The sequence below is a fragment of the Sphingobacterium phlebotomi genome, assembly GCF_008180195.1.
Taxonomy (GTDB): domain Bacteria; phylum Bacteroidota; class Bacteroidia; order Sphingobacteriales; family Sphingobacteriaceae; genus Sphingobacterium; species Sphingobacterium phlebotomi.
Genome location: NZ_VTAV01000018.1, coordinates 21,225 through 42,049 on the forward strand (window position 1 = coordinate 21,225; position 20,825 = coordinate 42,049).

General features: G+C 41.3%; 18 protein-coding genes and 1 tRNA gene. 12 read left to right on the forward strand and 7 right to left on the reverse strand.

Annotated elements, in window-relative coordinates; genetic code table 11:
• Positions 1–56: 56 nt before the first annotated feature.
• The 4 genes from FXV77_RS18695 (at position 57) to cysM (ending at position 2,957) form a co-directional block, all read left to right on the forward strand.
• Positions 57–854, forward strand: coding sequence for a HipA family kinase (locus tag FXV77_RS18695; RefSeq protein ID WP_148920766.1), 798 nt, complete (start codon positions 57–59; stop codon positions 852–854).
• Entirely contained in the window at positions 832–1,215 is a 384-nt protein-coding gene (locus tag FXV77_RS18700) for a DUF3037 domain-containing protein (RefSeq protein WP_148920767.1), read from the forward strand. The genes FXV77_RS18695 and FXV77_RS18700 overlap by 23 nt, the downstream gene beginning before the upstream one ends.
• Positions 1,216–1,311: 96 nt before the next feature.
• A complete protein-coding gene (epsC, locus tag FXV77_RS18705) occupies positions 1,312–2,085 on the forward strand; it encodes a serine O-acetyltransferase EpsC (protein WP_246162521.1) in 774 nt (257 codons plus the stop codon).
• On the forward strand, positions 2,085–2,957 hold the full coding sequence (cysM, locus tag FXV77_RS18710; protein ID WP_148920769.1) for a cysteine synthase CysM: 873 nt from the start codon (positions 2,085–2,087) through the stop codon (positions 2,955–2,957). The genes epsC and cysM overlap by 1 nt, the downstream gene beginning before the upstream one ends.
• Before the next feature lie 42 nt (positions 2,958–2,999).
• Here cysM and FXV77_RS18715 read toward each other — a convergent pair whose 3' ends face one another.
• Complete coding sequence (locus tag FXV77_RS18715) at positions 3,000–3,695, reverse strand: hypothetical protein (RefSeq protein ID WP_148920770.1); 696 nt, start codon at positions 3,693–3,695, stop codon at positions 3,000–3,002.
• 109 nt (positions 3,696–3,804) lie between these two features.
• Between FXV77_RS18715 and FXV77_RS18720 the strand changes: the two genes are divergently transcribed.
• A complete protein-coding gene (locus tag FXV77_RS18720; RefSeq protein WP_148920771.1) occupies positions 3,805–5,289 on the forward strand; it encodes a DUF3943 domain-containing protein in 1,485 nt (494 codons plus the stop codon).
• A gap of 17 nt (positions 5,290–5,306) precedes the next feature.
• Here FXV77_RS18720 and FXV77_RS18725 read toward each other — a convergent pair whose 3' ends face one another.
• From FXV77_RS18725 to FXV77_RS18735, 3 genes are all read right to left on the reverse strand, one after another.
• Positions 5,307–5,864 carry a GNAT family N-acetyltransferase gene (locus FXV77_RS18725; protein WP_246162522.1) on the reverse strand — a complete coding sequence of 186 codons (558 nt, stop codon included), beginning with the start codon at positions 5,862–5,864 and terminating at the stop codon, positions 5,307–5,309.
• A 68-nt stretch (positions 5,865–5,932) separates the two neighbouring features.
• Entirely contained in the window at positions 5,933–7,276 is a 1,344-nt protein-coding gene (locus FXV77_RS18730; protein WP_148920772.1) for a trigger factor, read from the reverse strand.
• Positions 7,277–7,348: 72 nt separating this feature from the next.
• Positions 7,349–7,430, reverse strand: a tRNA-Leu gene (locus FXV77_RS18735).
• Positions 7,431–7,641: 211 nt separating this feature from the next.
• On the opposite strand from FXV77_RS18735, the gene FXV77_RS18740 reads away from it, so the two are divergent.
• The 4 genes from FXV77_RS18740 to FXV77_RS18755 all read left to right on the forward strand — a co-directional run bounded on the left by FXV77_RS18740 (position 7,642) and on the right by FXV77_RS18755 (position 12,622).
• Complete coding sequence (locus tag FXV77_RS18740) at positions 7,642–8,259, forward strand: hypothetical protein (RefSeq protein WP_148920773.1); 618 nt, start codon at positions 7,642–7,644, stop codon at positions 8,257–8,259.
• 9 nt (positions 8,260–8,268) lie between these two features.
• Positions 8,269–8,565, forward strand: a complete 297-nt coding sequence (locus tag FXV77_RS18745; protein ID WP_394344152.1) for a winged helix-turn-helix domain-containing protein — start codon at positions 8,269–8,271, stop codon at positions 8,563–8,565.
• A gap of 50 nt (positions 8,566–8,615) precedes the next feature.
• Positions 8,616–10,088, forward strand: coding sequence for a cell envelope integrity protein CreD (gene creD, locus FXV77_RS18750; RefSeq protein WP_148920775.1), 1,473 nt, complete (start codon positions 8,616–8,618; stop codon positions 10,086–10,088).
• A 437-nt stretch (positions 10,089–10,525) separates the two neighbouring features.
• Positions 10,526–12,622 carry a S9 family peptidase gene (locus FXV77_RS18755; RefSeq protein WP_148920776.1) on the forward strand — a complete coding sequence of 699 codons (2,097 nt, stop codon included), beginning with the start codon at positions 10,526–10,528 and terminating at the stop codon, positions 12,620–12,622.
• Between the two features lie 43 nt (positions 12,623–12,665).
• Here FXV77_RS18755 and FXV77_RS18760 read toward each other — a convergent pair whose 3' ends face one another.
• Entirely contained in the window at positions 12,666–13,613 is a 948-nt protein-coding gene (locus FXV77_RS18760; RefSeq protein ID WP_148920777.1) for an MlaD family protein, read from the reverse strand.
• A gap of 66 nt (positions 13,614–13,679) precedes the next feature.
• Positions 13,680–14,546, reverse strand: coding sequence for an N-acetylmuramoyl-L-alanine amidase family protein (locus FXV77_RS18765; protein WP_148920778.1), 867 nt, complete (start codon positions 14,544–14,546; stop codon positions 13,680–13,682).
• Positions 14,547–14,706: 160 nt separating this feature from the next.
• Between FXV77_RS18765 and FXV77_RS18770 the strand changes: the two genes are divergently transcribed.
• The 3 genes from FXV77_RS18770 to FXV77_RS18780 all read left to right on the forward strand — a co-directional run bounded on the left by FXV77_RS18770 (position 14,707) and on the right by FXV77_RS18780 (position 20,458).
• A complete protein-coding gene (locus FXV77_RS18770) occupies positions 14,707–17,424 on the forward strand; it encodes a putative LPS assembly protein LptD (RefSeq protein WP_246162523.1) in 2,718 nt (905 codons plus the stop codon).
• A 261-nt stretch (positions 17,425–17,685) separates the two neighbouring features.
• On the forward strand, positions 17,686–18,927 hold the full coding sequence (locus tag FXV77_RS18775) for a competence/damage-inducible protein A (protein WP_148920779.1): 1,242 nt from the start codon (positions 17,686–17,688) through the stop codon (positions 18,925–18,927).
• 100 nt (positions 18,928–19,027) lie between these two features.
• Entirely contained in the window at positions 19,028–20,458 is a 1,431-nt protein-coding gene (locus FXV77_RS18780) for a dihydrolipoamide acetyltransferase family protein (RefSeq protein ID WP_148920780.1), read from the forward strand.
• A 37-nt stretch (positions 20,459–20,495) separates the two neighbouring features.
• Here the strand turns inward: FXV77_RS18780 and FXV77_RS18785 are convergent, their stop codons facing one another.
• Complete coding sequence (locus FXV77_RS18785) at positions 20,496–20,789, reverse strand: hypothetical protein (protein ID WP_148920781.1); 294 nt, start codon at positions 20,787–20,789, stop codon at positions 20,496–20,498.
• Positions 20,790–20,825 lie beyond the last annotated feature (36 nt).

Below are 20,825 nucleotides of genomic sequence, written 5' to 3' on the forward strand. Positions count from 1 at the left end.
GTAAGAAATCAAATGGAAGAACGAAATTTATAGAGGTGAAAATAGAAAATAATTAGATGGAGATATTTAAACCAGAGATACGTGATGTCCGTATTATACGTTATGTTCAGCCTTTTCGGGAAGGAGGATCGCTGCCTGCTTTGGTGGATGCGGACGATGGGTTTAGTTATGTCATTAAGTTTCGTGGCGCAGGACAGGGGAAAAAGGCATTGGTAGCGGAGCTGATCGGAGGTGAGCTTTGTCGCTTCTTGGGGCTTCGCATGCCCGAATTGGTATTTGCAGAACTTGACGAATCTTTTGCACGGATGGAACCGGATGAGGAAATACAGGATCTGTTACGTTTTTCCGTTGGGAAAAATCTAGGTGTGCATTTTTTGAACGGTGCGATTACGTTTGATTCGAATGTGGATGAGATAAGTGCAGAAGAAGCTTCCAAGATTGTCTGGTTGGATGCACTACTTATGAACGTAGACCGTACTGTTCGAAATACCAATATGTTGATATGGCATAAAGAACTCTGGTTGATAGACCACGGTGCATCTCTTTATTTCCACCATGCATGGGATAACTGGGAAGAGCAGTTGGCAAAACCGTTTATACAAATAAAGGACCACGTACTGCTGAAGCTTGCGTCAAAGGTCGAAGAGGTGGATGCACAGTACCAACCGCTTTTTACGGAGGAAAATTTGTGGAATATCTTGCAGATTGTTCCCGATGAATGGTTGGTCGATGAGCATAGGCCATTGCGTGCGGACGACGCCCGTCGAGTATATCTATCTTTTTTATTGGGAAGATTGTCCCATTCGAAAAACTTTATAAAACAGATACAGCATGAGCGAGAGAACACTATATGAGTATGCCATCATACGCGTAGTGCCTCGCGTGGAACGGGATGAATTTATCAATGTGGGTGTTGCGCTTTATTGTAGGAAACAACGTTATGCGCAAGTCAAGATTTACGTAGACGAAGCTAAATGTAGCATGCTTGATCCAGCTATTGATTTGGAGCTTATCGCCAAGCATCTGGATTCTTTTCAACGTATTTGTGTTGGAGATAAAGGAGGTGGGAAATTAGCTATGTTAGAACAAGCAGAACGTTTTCGTTGGCTGACAGCTAAACGAAGTACTATTATACAGTGTTCGGTTGTGCATCCCGGTTTATGCATTTCTGCAGAAGATACCCATCAGGAACTATTTGAAAAATTAGTACTATAGAAGGCGTAGTTTTTTAAAAGGAATCTTAAATTTGGAGAAACACTAAACCTTTTACATAGAATGGAAGAATTTTATCGACATATATATCAAAAACAAATGGAAGTCCAGGACATGCCGAGCAATGCCCGTATAGCGGATTGGGCGATGCATGTACTCCATTTGCTCTTTCCGGAACGACAATCATCTCATTTTCAACACGTGGATGATGTGCGTAAAGCTTTTGAAGAAGCCGAAGAAGAATTGTTGGAATTGTTGATGAAGACAAAAGCATGTTCGCATTGCGACAACAAACTGATTGCACGCCGCTTTTTAGAAGAACTCCCAGCTATTTACGACGTCATGCTTACGGATGCGCAAGCCATTATGGATGGCGACCCTGCGGCACGGAGTCTACGGGAAGTCATACGTACATATCCCGGTTTTACCGCTATATGTGTTTACCGCTTGGCACATCAGCTTTGGAAATCAAATGTGCCGCTTATCCCTCGTATATTGACCGAGCATGCACATTCTAAAACAGGAATTGACATTCATCCGGGCGCACGAATAGGCCGATACTTATATATTGATCATGGAACCGGACTCGTGATAGGGGAAACCTGTATCATCGGAGACCATGTCAAGCTATATCAAGGGGTAACACTTGGCGCGTTGAGTGTAGAGAAAAATATGGTTGACACCCAACGTCATCCCATTATTGAGGATCATGTGATTATTTATGCAGGTGCTACGATTTTAGGAGGACAAACCGTAATCGGTCATCATTCTGTTATTGGTGGAAATGTGTGGTTAACTTCGAGTGTAGATCCTTATACCACAGTTTACCATCAGCCTAATTCTAAATTTATTGACTCAAAACCTATCGTATAATGGGAAAATTGATAGATGCCATCGGCAACACACCTCTTGTGGAAATCACATCCTTTCGTGATAATCCTAAGGTTAAGATTTTTGCCAAAATGGAAGGGAATAATCCAGCAGGCTCCGTGAAGGACAGAGCTGCACTGAATATGATTCGTTCGGCACTGGAAAGAGGGGAGATCACAAAAGAATCTCGATTGATTGAGGCAACTTCCGGTAATACCGGTATTGCCTTGGCAATGATTGCAGGCTTGTACGGTCTGGAACTGGAATTGGTTATGCCATCTACGTCTACACGCGAGCGGACATTAACGATGGAAGCCTATGGCGCCAAAGTAACGCTATTGGACAATATGGAAACCTGTCGCGATTATGCAGAAGAAAAAGCAGCTTCGGGAGATTACTATATTTTAAATCAGTTTGCCAATCCAGATAATTATAAAGCCCATATCAAGTCGACGGGACCGGAAATCTGGCGCGATACCGAAGGGAAGATCACACACTTTGTGAGTGCTATGGGGACAACAGGTACGATTATGGGATGCTCGATGTTCTTAAAAGATAAAAATCCATCTATTCAGATTGTCGGTTGTCAGCCAACGGAAGAATCTTCCATACCCGGAATCCGTCGGTGGCCCGCGGCGTATCTCCCTAAAATATTTGATGCTTCGCGCGTGGATCGCGTGATTGATATTGCCCAACAAGATGCTGTTAAAAGAACAAGGGAGTTGGTTAGGCAAGAAGGAATTTTTGCGGGTATGAGTACCGGAGGCGCATTTCATGCAGCACTACAGGTAGCGAATGAAATCGATGAAGGTATCCTAGTTTTCGTAGCCTGCGATCGTGGAGACCGTTATTTAAGCTCGGATTTGTTTGGGTAGATTTTCAGCCCCCGTATTAAACCGCGGGCTGAGAAGTCTCCTTTACTTATTATCTCTACTCCAAATTTCGTAGATAGGGTCGCCTTTAGAACTCAATCCACTATGATGCCAGGCTCCATCTTTCAACGCACCATCGAAGTTTAATTCTGCACCGATACGCGAACTGTCCCGAGAGAAAAATAAGATATGCTCACTGTATTTACCATCAGTAAACGTATAATGTCCCCCGCCTGTACCGGAGAAAGTCTTCGCTCCTGGGTCTATAGCCATCCATTGGAAATAACCATCCACTAAGAGCTTAATAGTTTTGCGGGTGCCACTTTGGTGTATTTGGACGACGTCGTTCCCTTGTTTCCGTCCGGTTATCCGCCATAACCCGTCCAGATCCTGGGTTTTAGCCGCTTCCTTTTTCCATGCCTGTCCAGATTGCTCTAACAACCCGTCAGCATTTGCTGTCAAAGCGAAGCTTTTTGTTTGCCCAATAGTATTCGCATGAATGTCGTTGTATTCAACTTGAACGTTTAGCGATCCATCCTGATAGGTGTAAGGACCACCAAAGGTCGATACGTAGGCATTGTCTTTATAGGTGGTTTGAGAGGAGTAACCGTCAATAAACATCCAAACGATATTGATATCGCCTTTTTTTGTCGTATATACACCTTTAAGATCTGGAACTGTTTGTGCCATAATCAGTGTAGCGATAAACATTAAAACAGTTGATAAAATTAACTTCTTCATGATATGTCTATGTTGGTTCAATATAAAAATAACAAATTATGCCAAAACATGTTTTTTTTCTTTCGATTTTCGATTTCCATCACACAAATTATACCTTTGTGGGTTTAAGATGATAATGAGATTACTACACGCTTGTTTTTTGTTTGTGATGTTATTCCTGTGTGGTATCCCTGCAGAAGCGCAGCACTTTGGAACGGTGCACGAAATCGATACAACATTCCAGTTGTTGGATACGACCCGCCAGGCGCGCTGGAGGACGTTGGATCAGCAAGATTCCTTACCTCATTTTGCCCGTACAACACAAGAGCCAAAAAGAGAAAAGAAATTTTGGAGAGCAGGTACCGAATGGTTTTTAGCGCAAGCCTTTCCTGCGACTTTCAACCGGTTTATTACGAAAGATCCCTATTCCTACATTAGCTTTAAAAATTTTATCAACCATCAGCGATTCTCCGCATGGGATTGGGATGACAACCAGTTTACGACTAACCATTTAGATCATCCTTATCATGGGCAGCTTTATTTTAATGCATTCAGAAGTAATGGCTATAACTTTTATCAGTCCAGTATCGCTACGTTTGCGGGGAGCTATATTTGGGAAACCGGTGGGGAAACGCAGGCACCCTCTATTAATGACTTAGTAAATACGACATATGGTGGGATTATTCTGGGGGAAATGACACACCGGATTGCCCGTCATATTTTGGGCAGAGGTAGTAGGCATGCCCATTTAAGAACTTCGAATGAAATAGGTGCATTTTTTGTTAATCCGGTGAACGGTTTAAACCGTCTGTTAGATGGCAAATGGGGCAAGGTTGACGAATACAATGCCGCCGATTCTTCCACGATATGGGCAGAAGTTAATATAGGCGTGCGTCGATTCGATGCACGTGAGGGCGATGTTTTGGAGAAAGGGAAGAATGGATCGTATGGAAGACTTCGGCTATGGTATAGTAATGGTCCCGAAAACATCAAACGTCCATTTGACCAGTTTTACGTAAACCTGGAGTTTGGAAAAGGAGATAGTACATTTATTAATGCGGTCAACGTCCATGCACTTTTGTATGGTAATAAGTTCTTCAAAACCAAGCGTGGCGAACATTATGGCGTATTGAGTGCTAACTACGACTTTTATAACAATGATGCGTTTTTCTACGGAGCACAGAATTTGATGTACAACTGGAACTCCGAATTCCGTTATAAAAAAAGAAACCGTCTAAATATGAGTTTGGGCGTAGGAGCTATTTTGTTGGCAGGTGTGCCAGATCCCTATTTGTTATATGGTGCGAGCCGGAATTACAATTATGGTTCGGGAGCGGGGTATCGCTACCATGCCGAATTAAGTGTGCTCAATCGCTTGCTTATTACAGGAGACTATAACGGTGGTGTCTTTTTCACCATTAGTGGGAACGAATCGTATTACATTCTGCATGCGGGAACATTGGAAGCCAATTTACGCATCATCAAGAACTTCTCCTTAAATGTAAGCTCCGGCTATTTCGCGTTAGAAGGACATTTTGAGGAAGAGCGATATCCCGACTTCAACCGAAGTTTTCCCTTTGGACGATTATCCATTGGATATAATGTCAGGTTTTAGTTTTGAAAAATTACGAGTCATGAATACTGCATATGTTCCAATTCTTTTCCAAACACATGGACATCCTTTACAGGTTTGAAACCCATGTTTAAATAGAGTTTCCTTGCTTTAGGATTTTCCTTGTCTACTAATAATCCTAGCACCTCTTTTTGTCGATGTACGAAAAAGTCAATAGCGTAAAGCAGCAATTTTTTTCCAATACCTTTACCCTGTGCAGCAGCAGATACCGCTAGGGTGTCAATATAAACTTCTCCTGTCTGTGTTTCATTACCTAGGTCCGGTTGCCTTTTAAAATGCGTATACAAATAGGAGAGGATAGGCGCCCGCAATTGTTCGAGGGCATCCCCTGGATAAAGACAGATTTGTCCGATGATGTTGCCATCTTCTTCGGCGACGATGATATATTCGTAGCTATATTGATTTCCCGATCGCGCGATGTGATACGCCAAAAAAGTGATGGCTTTATGCCGGTCTTGCTCACCGATAAAATAATAAATAATTTCTTCCATTGCCGTTAACATGATCGGGGCAATTGCTATTGCATCAGTGGGCAGGGCTTTTCTAATCCGTATCATCTTTCAAAAATAGCAAAGGCTACCCCAAGAAGATAGCCTTTGTTTGTGGTATTTATTTTTTAAGAAGCTTATTTGCTGTCTTTATCCAATCTTTCGAAATCTACATAAGGGATTTCTTGTGGTTTTAGCGTCACGTTTTCTTTTAGATAATCAAACACCTTAAGGGCCTTTGCCTCTTCAAAAAGACGGTTTGCTTGCTCTCTGTCCTGTAATAACTGAAGGGCGTATTGACCTAATTGTTCATCTGTAGGTTCATCGTTGATGTTGTACATCTTGATTTGTGCATAGATGCGTTCTTTTGCCAAGTTAATCACTTCGTCATATTTAACTTCCAGGTTATTAGCCGTAACGATGCGGTTTTCAATGATTGTCCATTTCAAATTACTTAAAAAATCAGCAAATCCCTCTTCTAGTTCCTCGTCAGAAATATTAGGGTTCGTTGCTTTCAACCATTTTTTCAAGAAAGCCTCCGGGAATTTGACATCCACTTTCTCCATACCATAAGTGTATATGTCGTTACGCAGCTTCTGATCAGCGTTTTGCTTGAAAAGACCTTCCACTTCTTCTTTTACTTTCGCCTCGAACTCTTCTTCACTGGTTACGTCGCCCGCAGGGAATAACTTATCGAAAAACTCTTGGTTTAAGTCAGCCTCCTCCAGACGGTTGATGTTCTTGACCGTCAGCTCAAACTTCGTTACGTCTAGATTTTCAGCCTCATCTTCCGTGATGCCCAAGATGCGCGCGATATCAGCTACTTTAAAAGCTTTTTTGATGTCGATTTTAGCGGTATCCTCTGGTTTCAAGCCAACTAATGCTTTCTTTGTTTTTGCATCTTCAACAATGTCGGTGCGTACAGAAGTTGTCTTTTCAATGCCCTCTTCTTTGGTTTGTTTCAACGTTGCGTAGAGTACATCACCTTCTTCGGAAACCTCTGGGTTCGTCATTTTACCGTAGCTACGACGTAAGTTTTTGACGCGTTCTGCTAATGTAGTACCATCCGCCTTGATTTCGTAAGCTGTAAATTCTGTTTCTTTAGAGAACGGCGTTTCAAATTCCGGTGCGATACCGATTTCGTATGTGAAAGCGAATGTATCATTAAAATCCCAATTGTATTTTGCATCCGCATCACTGTCCACAGGTAGAGGCTGTCCCAAAACTTCCAGTTTGTTCTCGCTGATGTATTCCGAAATCTTATCGTTTATCAACTTATTGATCTCATCAAATAAAATTGATTTTCCGTAAGTACGTCTGATGTGGCCCGCAGGAACCATACCTGGACGGAAACCTGGTAATTTAGCCTTTTTCGCTTGTTCTTTGATAGCTTTATCTACCGAAGGGTTGTAGTCTTCGGGCGCTAATTCAACCTTAATGTTCGCGTTGACATCGTCAACTGTTTGGTGTGAAATATTCATACTCTCGTTTCGCTTTTACGCATTTTACAAAAAAAATCCTCCCGAGTGTATTAAGTTCGGGAGGACATCAAGTGCGGAAGAAGGGACTCGAACCCCCACGCCTTTCGGCGCCAGATCCTAAGTCTGGTGCGGCTACCAATTACGCCACTTCCGCAGTTATAGGACTTTTATTGTGGCACAAAGATAGTAAGCTTGGGCATATCTTGCAAGATTTTTTTTGATTATTTTGTAAAAAATAAAAAAAGGTATTTTGTCCTTGCATAAATGCTTTGTATTCATTTACTTTGTTTTTCAAAGTACTTTAATAAGATAAATACTTATCCATGACAATTTGAAATAGACAAATAAATAATTAATAAATACATATGAATCAGCAGGATTTGATAAAAGAGATTGGGCATATTCGCTCCATGATGGAAAAATCGTCCAAAGTGTTGTCTATTTCGGGAATTTCCGGCGTACTAATTGGTATTTACGCATTGCTTGGAGCTGCGGCGGGTTATGTGGTGGTATACGGTTTTGATAGTGGCTTTGACTACCGGGACCATTATGTCATGGAGCCAGTTATTATTAAAAATTTGATCTTTATTGCACTGGTTGTTTTAATTACGTCTTTAGCTACTGGCCTGTGGATGGCACAAAGAAAGGCGAAGAAGGCCCGTCAGCTTATTTGGAACCCTTCCAGTAAAGCAATGTTGCTGGCTATGGCTATTCCGTTAATGACAGGCGGTCTTTTTACATTGCTACTGTTATCAAAGGGATATTTTAGCTTAATAGGCGCTACGCTCCTTATTTTTTATGGTTTATCCCTGACGTCTGGAAGCGTCTATACTTTTAAAGAGGTACGTTGGTTGGGCATATTGGAGATTTTATTAGGACTATTGGCGTTACTGCTTCCGGGATATGGATTATGGTTCTGGGCATTTGGATTTGGTGTATTGCACATCATCTATGGTTTCATTGTACATAAAAGATACGAATAAATAGTGGGTTTGGATTTTTCTCTATATGATAAGGTATTCGAAAATCGTATACGCCTGCAAATCATGAGCGTGCTGATGGCAAATGATTCGTATGATTTCAGCTCGCTTAAGGAAACGCTTGACGTTACCGACGGTAATCTGGCGTCCAATTTAAAAACCTTGGAAAAAGAAGGTTATATAAGTGTGGAGAAAAGTTTTGTTGATAGAAAACCCAATACCCGATATAAACGGACGGAAAAAGGAGCAAAAGCTTTTGAGAATCATTTAACAGCGTTAGAAAATTTAATAAAACAACAGTATAAATAATTTTTTTATTCATTCACTTTGAAAAACAAAGTACTTTTAACTTTAATAATATGGAAAATCAAAACACTCCCCCAACATTTCCACCGTCTCAACCTACCTTTTTTGAACGGTTGGCTAATTCTGTCATCTTGAAATTAGGAATTATTCTCTTTTTAGTCCTCCTATTGCTTATTCCTATGGAGAGCGTGAAGGATTTAATCAAGGAACGTAAAAATAGAGACCAATCTGTCAGCAATGAAATAGCGAGCAAATGGGGTAATAAACAAGTTGTTTCCGGACCTATTATTGGAATACCCTATACCCATTCGTATAACGTGAATACAACCGATGAAAAAGGTGAGATCAAGGTAGAAAAACATGTCGAAAAAGATTATGTCTTTCTCGTTTCCAAAAAGCTCGATGTGAAATCTACAGTGGAACCTACCTATTTGAAACGCGGAATCTATCAAACGGTCGTTTATAATGCAACGGTTGCGCTACGTGGTGAATTCGATGAAATAGACTTGGCAAAATTGGATTTAAATCCCGAAGATCTAGCTTGGGAAAAAGCAAAGGTATTTATTGGACTAAGTGATCTGAAAGGAGTAAAAGCCGTTCCAAAATTAAACATGGGGCAAGCAGACACGGAATTTGAAGTCGGCAACACCGATGTTTCGCTCTTTGAACAGACCATGGTCGCCAACGTAGATTTGTCGGATAGATCAACCAAAAACCAATTTGAGATAAATTTAGATATCCGAGGTTCGCGAAGTCTGACTGTTTTTCCCACAAGCAACGAGACGAGTATAATCGTCTCCGGCACCTGGGACAACCCCAGCTTTAACGGAGGATTTTTGCCGGAAGACAGAACTATTTCACAACAGGACTTCACCGCCAAATGGCGTATTCCAAGCTTTAGCCGAAAATTTCCACAGCAATGGAAAGGGGCGCGAGGTAGTATGTACCAAGTAACAAACTATGAAGTTACAGATGTAGACTATCCTGTGGCTGTTATACCGGAACCTAGAGTCTCTTCTACAAGAGCAAATGTGCAGATGTCTAAAGAGCAAGATATGGTACAGGTCAATTTTCTGGAGTCGGTAAATAACTACCAGAAAACAACGCGTGTTGCTAAATATGGTATTTTGGTGGTGCTCTTGACGTTTACGTCGCTATTCTTTACGGAAGTCATTAAAAAACAACGGGTTCATATTGTACAATATGTATTGATTGGTTGTGCGATGGTGTTATTCTATTCACTGCTGTTGGCATTAAGTGAGCACATCGGGTTTAATTGGGGCTACCTGATAGCTGCGTTAGCAACGATTATACTCATTTCCTCGTTCATATACGGTATCACGAAAGACAAAAAGGTTGCCCTTGTTTTCAGTGGTATTCTATCAGCCTTCTATGTCTTTATCTTCTCACTCATGCAGCTACAGGATTATTCTTTGATTGTTGGTACGATCGGAGTGTTCACTATACTGGCGCTATTGATGAAGCTGTCCACCCGGGTGAATTGGTATCAGTTTGAAAAGAAATAACTTCTTTATGTTCTTTTTTCCGTAAAAAGAACCAAAACCTCGCCGCTTCGAATGTTTTACATTTGGGATAGTACTAAGAATGAGTTTGTACAGTTGTAAAACATTCGGATGCGGCATTTTAATGTTAAGGAGGGATCATGCAATTGTATCGTCCCTTATTTAGCCGCTAAATGCCACATATAAAATTTTGAAATATGTAGAACTATCATAGATGAACTATCCATCCCATCAAAATTTTAAAGTGGCGAGTTTATGAATTTGTGTTTATTTTGGCACTCATGAGCTCCCTGCGGTCGGTTTTTTGCTTCTTTTTTTTGCGGAAAAAAAAGGAAGAGCCAGTCGCAGCTTGAGCGACACAAAAAATTTTATAAAGAAAACTCGATTTTTAAATCGAAGTTACATTTCCTATCTTGCGATGGAAAAAAAGAGTAAATCTTATGGAGAAAATTTCAGTTTTAGCCTGTGCTATGATAATGAGTACCCTGTCTTTTGGACAAGAGAAACCAGGAATGCGCGTGAAAAGACCGGTAACGACAAATAAAGTATATCATTTGAAGAAAGAAATCTTGACGCCCGAAAAACTATGGGAATTAGGGCGTGTATCAGCGGAAGGCCTGTCGTCAGACGGTAAATGGTTGGTGTATGGTGTATCCAATTATGCGTTTGGGGAGAATAAATCAGAAAAAAATCTCTATATCATTCCGATAAAAGGAGGTGAACCAGTTCAATTTACGCAGGAAGAAGGCGGTGAGTCTGTCGTTCAGATAAAAGAAAACGGTGAAGTCATTTATCTGTTCAAAAGCCAGCTATGGTCCAAACCATTGACCGGAGGCGAGGCGAAACAGCTTACAGACCTAGAAGGCGGTTTGGAAAATGTAAGGTTATCACCCGATGGAAAACATATCCTTTTTAGCCGGGCAGTGCTTGTTCATCCTTATCATAGTAAAGATAAATACGGCGACTTGACTAAATCAGACGTCTATATTTATGATGATTTAGACTACCGGCATTGGGACACTTTTAACGATGGTCGTTTTAACCATCCATTCATAGCCACCTATGATAATGGTAAGATAGGAGAGCCCTTGGACATATTGGAAGGCGAGCCGTTTTACAGTCCACAGGCACCTTTTGGCGGAGCAGACGATTTTAGCTGGACGCCGGATAGCAAAGCCGTGCTATATGTATGCAAGAAGAGATTTGGGAAAGAATATGCCTCTAGCACCAATACGGATATATACCGATACGATATAGCCAGCAAAGTAACCACCAATATTACGGAGGGTATGAACGGTTATGATACACATCCGGTATATAGTTCGAATGGGCAACGGTTAGCTTGGCTGAGTATGAAAACCGACGGCTACGAAGCCGACAAGAACGATATAGTTGTTTTTGATAAAACGACAACACAACGTGCGAATTTGACAGCCGGTTGGGACGGAACAGTCAATTCCTATATATGGAGCAAAGATGGCAGAAAAATATATTTTACAGCTCCGGTTCGAGGCACGGTACAATTGTTTGAAGTAGAGCTGCCGAAAAGCTTTGCTCGGAATACACTGCCCAAAATAACACAGATCAGTGAAGGTGAGTTTGATATAGCGGGTATAGTAGGAGAGATTGATGGCGGTCTGATTGTAACCTCAACTACGATGACACGTGCCGCAGAAGTATATCGGTATGACTTTAAAAAGAAAGCATTAGCCGCTATCACGAAGGTGAACGATGGCATATATAGTCATTTGGCAGAGACAAAAGTGGAAGGTCGTTTTACCAAAGCATCCGATGGTGCGGATTTATTCTCTTGGGTTATCTATCCACCTGATTTCGACCCGACCAAAAAATACCCTACTTTATTGTTCTGTCAAGGCGGACCGCAGTCGCCCACCACATTAGCCTATTCTTATCGGTGGAATTTCCAGCTGATGGCTTCGCAGGGGTATATTGTTATTTTGCCCAATAGAAGAGGCATGCCTGGCTGGGGAGTGAAATGGAATGAGGACATATCGAAAGATTGGGGTGGCCAACCGATACGCGATTATTTTTCGGCAATTGATGATTTAGCAAAAGAGCCTTATGTAGATAAAGAACGTATTGGCGCAGTAGGAGCTAGCTATGGTGGATATTCTGTTTTTATGTTGGCAGGTGTTCATGAAGGGCGGTTTAAGACGTTTATTTCGCACTGTGGGTTGTTTGATATGACGTCGTGGTACGGAACAACAGAAGAATTGTTTTTTGCCAACCACGATTTAGGTGGCCCATATTGGGATAAGAACAATTCTAAGACGTATACCGATTTTAATCCAATAACGCATATCGATAAATGGAATACACCTATATTAATTTTTCAGGGAGGGAAAGATTATCGCGTTCCGATAGGGCAGGGATTAGCGGCTTTTCAAGCCGCCCAGTTGAAAAATATTAAAAGCCGTTTGGTTTATCTTCCAGAAGAAAACCATTGGGTACTGTCCGGACATAATGCCATGGTATGGCAACGGGAATTCTTTGGATGGCTGAAGGAAACCTTATAACTGAAACGGTTCGAGGAACAAACTCGAACCGTTTCAGTTATAATTATTTCGTATCCTTTTTTCCGAAAATACTGAGGCGTATATATTTTCCAGGTCTTTCCTCCACATCTTTAATTAAATTATCGAGGCTTTCAGAAGCACTGTTAAGGTTGTTATAGAGGTTGTCGTCATTTAACAATAACCCAATAGAACCTTCGCCATTATTAATTTTAGCGGTAATAACTTCGACATTTTTCATCACCTGCGTTGCATTATCAATGGTTGCTTTGATTTCCGTCTTGGAAAGGTCATCAGACAAGCTATCCAGATTTGCAAGAATATTATTGATTTTGGCGTTGTTTTTTTGGAAGTTGCTGGTAATTGACTCGAGGTTCTGCATAATTCTAGCAAATCGAGCCCTTTCTGATCCCATTAATCCTTCCACATCACTGGTAATCGTCTCCATGTTTCGTAATGAAACGGAAATACTGCGTAAGCTACTTTTAAAATCACGCTGGAATTCCTGATCTAATGCTGTATTAACAGCCGAAAGTACAGAGTCTAATTTGACAACGAGGTTCTCTACTTTTAACTGCAAAGGCTCCACTTTCTCCAATAAATTGGCCTGTACGTCCGATAGAAGAGGGTCACCACTTTTTGCCATGGTTTTACTATTGCCCAATTGAAATACGATGGCTTTGCTTCCCAGAAGGTCGGCGCTTACAATACGGGCAACCGTATTTGAAGGGATATCATAATCATTTTTTATTTTAAAGTGCGTACGTATCTTACCATTTTCCAAAAGTCTCATCTCAGATACCCGCCCTATTTGGTAACCATTGACAACAACAGGTTTAGATACAGTTAAGCCATCGACATTATCATAATCCGTGTAAAACTCATTTTCGCTGGAGAAAACATCGTTTCCCTTCAAGAAGTTATAACCTATGAATAATAGGGCAAGAGCAATCACGGTAATGATACCGACTTTCGTTTCGTTTGATATCTTCAAAATATGTCTAGCTTGGGTAAATTAATTCCATTATCGTATTTAATAACAAACGAATGTAACAAATGTTTATCGTTCTACAGCCGTTTTGTAGGTTTTTATAGCATTAAATAAGTGTTGTACTATCTCTTTTTGACCTGCAGCTGACAGCATGTAATCTTCTTCGGTAGGACTGCTCATAAAACCAAGTTCGGTTAATACTGCTGGCATGCCTGCGGTAGACAATACGGCTAAAGAAAGCTCTTGAACACCTCTATTAGGACGATTAGATTTGGAAAATTCATCCTGCATGTGGGAAGCCAACTTAATACTTTCCCTTCTATATTGATTTTTCATTAATTGGAATACAATCATACTGGAGGGATCCTTAGGGTCAAAACCGCCATAGTTTTCCTCGTAGTTGTCTTCCAGTAAGATAGAAGCATTTTCACGGATGGCGACATCTTGGCTACCCAAGCGGTTAAAACCGCAAACAAAAGTTTCGGTACCCGTTACATTCGGTCTGCGGACCGTTGTGTTTACCCATCTACCTCTGCTATTTTTTACACGTCTGGTGCCGTTTGCGGAGTTGCAGTGAATGGAAATAAAAAGATCCGCTTTGTGCTTGTTGGCTAGCGCCGGTCGTTCATATAACGGTAGAAAGATATCCGTTTTTCGCGTGTAGATAACTTTCACGCCCGGTATTTCGTCTTCAATTTTCTTACCTAATTTTAGAGCTACTTCTAGGGCAATGTCTTTTTCGTTCGATTTCCTACCCACAGCACCGTTATCTTTTCCACCATGACCGGCGTCAAGTACAATAGTACGTACAGGATGTCCAACACTTTTTGGCTCTTGTTCGGCGGGGGGAGGAGTAATAGATGAGGTCGTCAGCGTCAACGTAAAAATTGTAGCTACAAATAAAGTCAGCTTTTTTACATTTAAATTTCTCGTCATGTGTATTATATCCTTATATATCCTCGTTTAAAATATTTTACAAAGGTAGTGTAAATTTATTTTTTATTAACGTTTGTCTGTCGCGCTTTCTAAATCTTTTTTGCCTATTTTTGCCGATAGGTAGTTTTAGTACACACAAAAATAACATTCATAATTCACATTGAAGACGTTAACTTGTTTTTTCTGTAGCATTTTGTTCTTGTTTGTGGCCATTTCGGCCTCCGGTGCACAGGTTGCTTCGTCTTCAAAAACTACTACTACCTCTAACGCTCAAGATACCTCATTAATTGTTGCGGACAGCATAAAAAATCAAACAGACACTACAGGCGCTGTCGATTCGACGTCACTGACAGATACCACTAGAAACCACCTAAAGGAAACGCAAGGACAGGATACGGTGATGATGGAAGATGATAGTGGTCTGGAAACGATGGTTACTATTGTTGCTAACGACTCGTCTTGGAATGAAGTGAGCAAAAATATGCTTCATCTATACAACGGCGCTAAAGTTAAATATCAGGACTTTGAGCTTGCTGCTGACTATATCCGACTGGATAGAAATACGAATCAATTGTTTGCGAGTGGAGTAACAGACCACAATGGCAAATACGTTGGTCGTCCGGTCGTTATATTTCCAGGGGAAAGTCCCAAATCGGTCGACTCATTGATGTATGATTATAAAAGCCGGGAGGGAAATACATATGGCATCATGACCGAGGAAGACGGGGCTTATGTCCAGGCAAGGGTAGTTCGAAAAAATCTATACGACGAGCTTTCTTTACAGACCGGGATGTACAGCACCTGTAACTTACCTTACCCGCATACACACTTTGGTATCCAATTTACAAAAGGTCTATTGGCGAAAAACCATATTATAGTAGGACCCGCATTTCTCGTGGTCGAAAATATACCTATTAAGTTCGTAGCGATTCCATTTGGCTTTTTTCCGAAGAACAACAAAAGGTCCTCAGGACTTTTATTTCCTTCTTTTGGTGAGGATGCGACGCGCGGTTTTTCTATACGTGACATGGGCTGGTATTTGGCATTTAACGATTATTGGGATTCCGAAATTAGAGGAAGTCTATACTCAAAAGGCGCATGGGAAGGAAGCGTGCGTACAAACTACTTGGTGAATTATAAGTATAGTGGAGGTTTTAACATCCGTTATGCTTCGACGCCGTCCGGAGTAGAGGGCACAGAGAATTACGGCGTTAACCGCGATTTCAACGTAACCTGGAACCACACACAGCGACAAGAGGCCAACCCGGGAACTTCTTTTTCCGCTTCGGTTAATTTTGGTACCAGCTCCTATTTCCGGAATACAGGTTTTAACCAGCAAAATTCGATAGAAGACCTGACACGAAACAATATGTCTTCTTCGATAGCGTATGGTAAAGTGTTTGCTGATGGAAAAGTGAATTTTACGGCTAATTTAAGCCATCGGCAGGACATGGCATCCGGGCAAGTGGATTTGGAGCTACCGTCTTTTAGTTTGAACGTATCCACGTTTAACCCTTTTGATTCTAAAGATCGTGTAGGTGATCAAAAATGGTATCAACGGATTACAGTAGGATATAGTTTGCAGGGCCGAAACACCATCTCGACTACGGATTCCCTGCTTTTTAAGAAAGAAGCGCTAAATGATTTTACCAATGGTTTCCAACATAATATCCCGATAAGTTTAAGTTTAAATGCTTTCAAGTATTTTCAATTCAACACATCTATAAACTATACAGAACGTTGGTATCTGCAATCTGTACGTAAGCGGTTGATTAACGAAGTCAATGGTTTTTCTGCTATGCGTGACACAGTCAGAGGTTTTGAGCGTGCTTATGACTATTCTATGTCAGCAGGGCTTTCTACGAAGGTTTATGGTATGTATCCGAAAATGGGAAAAGTAGAGGCTATCCGGCATGTGATTACACCATCGATTAACCTCAACTATCGCCCCGATTTCTCTGATCCTACTTATGGCTTCTATCGGGATTTCGTAAACGATAACGGCGTGGTGGAACGCTATTCTATTTTTGAAGGTGGTATCTTTGGCGGACCTGGTGCAGGCAGATCTATGGGGATTGGTTTTTCGGTAGATAACAATATCGAAGCCAAAGTAAGAAACAACAACGATACGACAGGCAATGAGGCGTTTCGGAAAGTGAAGATCCTACAAGGTCTGACCTTTAGCGGAAACTATAATTTCCAGGCCGATTCACTGAAACTTTCGACCATTAGTTTCTCTGGACGTACATCGCTCTTTAAGGAAAAGATCAATTTAAACTTCAACGGTACTTTTGACCCTTATACCTATAACAAAGAAACGGGACAACGTATCGACCGTTTTGCGATTCAAGATGGAGATTTGGCTCGGTTGACCAATTTTGGATTGTCGTTTGACTATAGTCTTAACCCCAATGCAAACAAAAGCCGGAATGATAATCTCGATTCGCTCCGTAACCAAATGCCGAATATGACAGCAGAACAGGCGGATGCACTGGCACGTATCAGTACCGACCCGAATGCGTTTGTCGATTTTAATATTCCCTGGAACTTAAATGGTTCATTCAGTATGAATTATAATAAGTCTTGGAATTCCGCAGAAAGACGGATGATGAATACTGTTACCGCGACGGTCAATGTAAATGGCGACTTTAATGTTACGCCGAAATGGAAGGTACAATTTAATACCGGCTATGATCTTCGGCAAAAGGCGCTGTCATTGACGCGGTTTAGCATTTATCGAGACTTGCATTGTTGGGATATGTCTATAGGTTGGACACCTTTTGGACAATACCAAAGTTATAACATTACCATCCGTGCCAAAGCGTCGATATTACAAGATTTGAAATTGACGAAACGCGAGAGCCATTATAGGTATTAGGTGTTCTTTTTTTCCTTAAAAAAGAACCAAAACCGAACGAAGTGAGCTCATGAATACTAAAAACAAACATGAATTCATAAAACTCGTCGCTGAAAAATTTTGAAGGATTGGATAATGCAAAAATGTTGTTTCTACAGATTTCAAAATTTAACTTCGTTGAGCTCGCCAAAGGCTCGGTTTTGATGCGACATGTAAGGTTAATGGGGGATATTACAGCAGGATGCAAATGTCCTTAGATTTTATATTAGGTGTTGAAAAAAGATGAAAGCAGAAATCATTACCATAGGCGACGAATTATTAAATGGGCAGGTCGTGGATACCAATTCCGCATGGATTGCCCAACACTTAGGAGCATTGCATATCCCCGTTGTCCATATTACTTCGATATCCGATAAAGAGCATGCTATAAAAAATGCTTTACGGCAGGCTGAAGAGCGTGTCGATGTGATCATTATGACCGGTGGGCTGGGACCTACCCGAGATGACGTTACAAAAGTAGCCGTAGCAGATTATTTTGGAACTACGCTGATACGTAATCAAGCTGTACTGGCACATGTAGAAAAGATTTTTCGTCGTGCAGGTAGGAAAAATATGCCAGCTATGAATATTGGTCAGGCGGATGTATTGGCAAATGCGACCGTTCTGTTTAATGATGTGGGAACAGCACCGGGGATGGCAGTCGAACGTGACGGTAAATATTTCGCTTTTTTGCCGGGTGTACCGTTTGAAATGAAGTTCTTGATGGAAAACCGCGTATTGCCTGTGTTGCGCGATTCATACAAAAGCAATGTATTTGTTTATAACACCTACTTATTAACAGTAGGTATTGGAGAATCCCATTTGGCTGAGCAGATTGCCGATATAGAAAACGCATTGCCGCCGTTTATTACCTTATCGTATCTTCCGAAAATTGGTATGGTACGTTTGCGTTTTACCGGGGAGGGATCGGATATCGAAACCTTAACAAGTATAACCGATAGCTTTAAAAAACAGGTGATGGAACGGGTGAAAGACTATGTTGTTTCGACAGACAATCGTTCGTTTGAAGAAGTACTGGTACAGACATTTACAGCTTCTGGTGTTACACTCTCTACGGCTGAAAGCTGTACAGGAGGTCGTATTTCCGCGCAGATTACGGCCGTTACCGGAGCTAGCCAAATGTTTCAGGGAGCTGCGGTCGTTTATTCCAATCAAGCGAAGATGGATGTTTTACGTGTTTCACCGGATACATTAGCACAGTATGGGGCTGTCAGTGAGCAGACCGTTAAAGAAATGGCGGAAGGAGCAAAGCGTGTATTCGGCACAGATTATGCCATTGCGACGAGTGGTATTGCCGGTCCGGGCGGAGGTACGGAAACGAAGCCGGTTGGTACGGTCTGTATAGCCGTTGCCGGCAGATCTGAAACCCGAACACAAACCTTCCATTTTAAAAACGATAGAGCCATCAATATCGAACGTACAGTTGTGGCGGGATTAACTATGCTTTGGAATATATTGAAATAATATTTTATTTTTACCCCATTATAAAATATTATGTTTTGTTTAATTGAATTTGTTAGATTAAATGTTAATTTAGTAAATCATTCAACGAACTTAGATCAGTATGGGTATATATAAAGTGGTTCTTCCACGAATGGGAGAAAGTGTTTCCGAGGCGACCATTACAAAATGGGTGTGCGCCATTGGAGATTCGGTTGAGGAGGATGATCCAATTGTGGAAATAGCCACAGACAAAGTGGATTCTGACGTTCCTGCTCCGGTGACAGGAAAGTTATCCAAGATTTTTTTTGAAGAAAACCAAGTAGCGCAGGTGGGCGAAGTGATCGCGTGGATTGAAGTAGAGGGAGAGATAGATGAAGATAAAGATGCGTCCGGAACTGAAGAAACAGGGTTTGAGCCTCAGCCGGAAATATCCCAAGATACAGTTGAGCCGGATGTCATAGAGGAAGAACCTCTGGAGGCTATTTCTGCGAAGCAGGAAGCAAGCCCAACGCAGGATATTCCAGGTACAGAACTATTGGAACAAGAAACACCTGACAAGACGATGTTACATTCCGGTTCTCGTTTTTATTCCCCTTTAGTCAAGAATATTGCACAGGAAGAAGGGCTTAGTCAGACAGAATTGGATAGTATCCGTGGTACAGGGGCAGAAGGCAGAGTCACGAAACAGGACATTCTCGATTACATCGGCAAACGTCCGGCGAATTACCCACGAGTTGGATCAGAGGAAACAGCACCGAAACCAGTATCGTCGGATCAGCACGTCATTGCACCTCCTTTCAAAGAAAAAGAAGAAGGGGGAAATACCCCGAAAATAACAACACCGGGTGATGAAATTGTAGAAATGGATCGTATGCGTAAGCTTATAGCAGATCATATGGTGCATAGTGTTAAAACATCGCCGCATGTGGCTTCCTTTGTAGAAGCGGACGTAACGAATCTGGTCAATTGGAGGAATAAGATAAAGGATAGCTATAAAAAGCGGGAAGGTGAAAATATTACCTTTACACCCATTTTCATTGAAGCCATTAGTAAAGCATTACGCGACTTCCCCATGGTTAATGTATCGGTGGATGGGTATCAAATCATCAAGCGGAAGAACATCAATATCGGTATGGCAGCGGCACTGCCTTCTGGCAATTTGATTGTACCGGTTATTAAAAATGCCGACCAGTTAAGTTTAGTCGGGTTGAGTAAAACAGTCAATGATTTGGCACATCGGAGTAGGCAGAATCAGTTGAAACCCGATGATACGCAGGGCGGAACTTTTACGTTTACCAATATTGGTGCTTTTGGCAATATTATGGGCGTACCCATTATTAACCAACCGCAGGCTGCTATCTTGGCAGTAGGAACAATTAAGAAAAAACCTGCTGTTCTGGAAACGGAGTATGGGGATGTGATTGCTATTCGCCACATGATGTACCTGTCCATGTCTTACGACCATCGTATCATTGATGGTGCATTGGGGGGTACCTTCCTGAAACGCGTTGCGGATTATTTAGAAAATTGGGATACAAATCGGGAGATTTAAATAACAAAAACGGCGTGTATTTTACACGCCGTTCTTGTTATTTAGCATTGTTAATCGCCTCTTGCTCCCGTAACCTATCGATATTGTTCTTTTCGCTATATTCTTCGGTTTTTTCTTGGAAAGATTCCAAAATTTCCCGAATAGAATCGGAGTTGTCTGCTGTCCGTTGATAGATATCCGGCATTTTTGATTCGATTAATTTATCCCCCAACTCGATGTTATCTACTTCAATCTTGCCTATCTTTTCTAAAACAGCCTGCTGACTATTTCGTACGTCTTCCAGTTCTCTGGCGATCTTTTCCATCAGATCGAATTTTTTCAACTTGTCCATATCACATTTTGTTTTAGTTTCTTTTAATAAAACGTA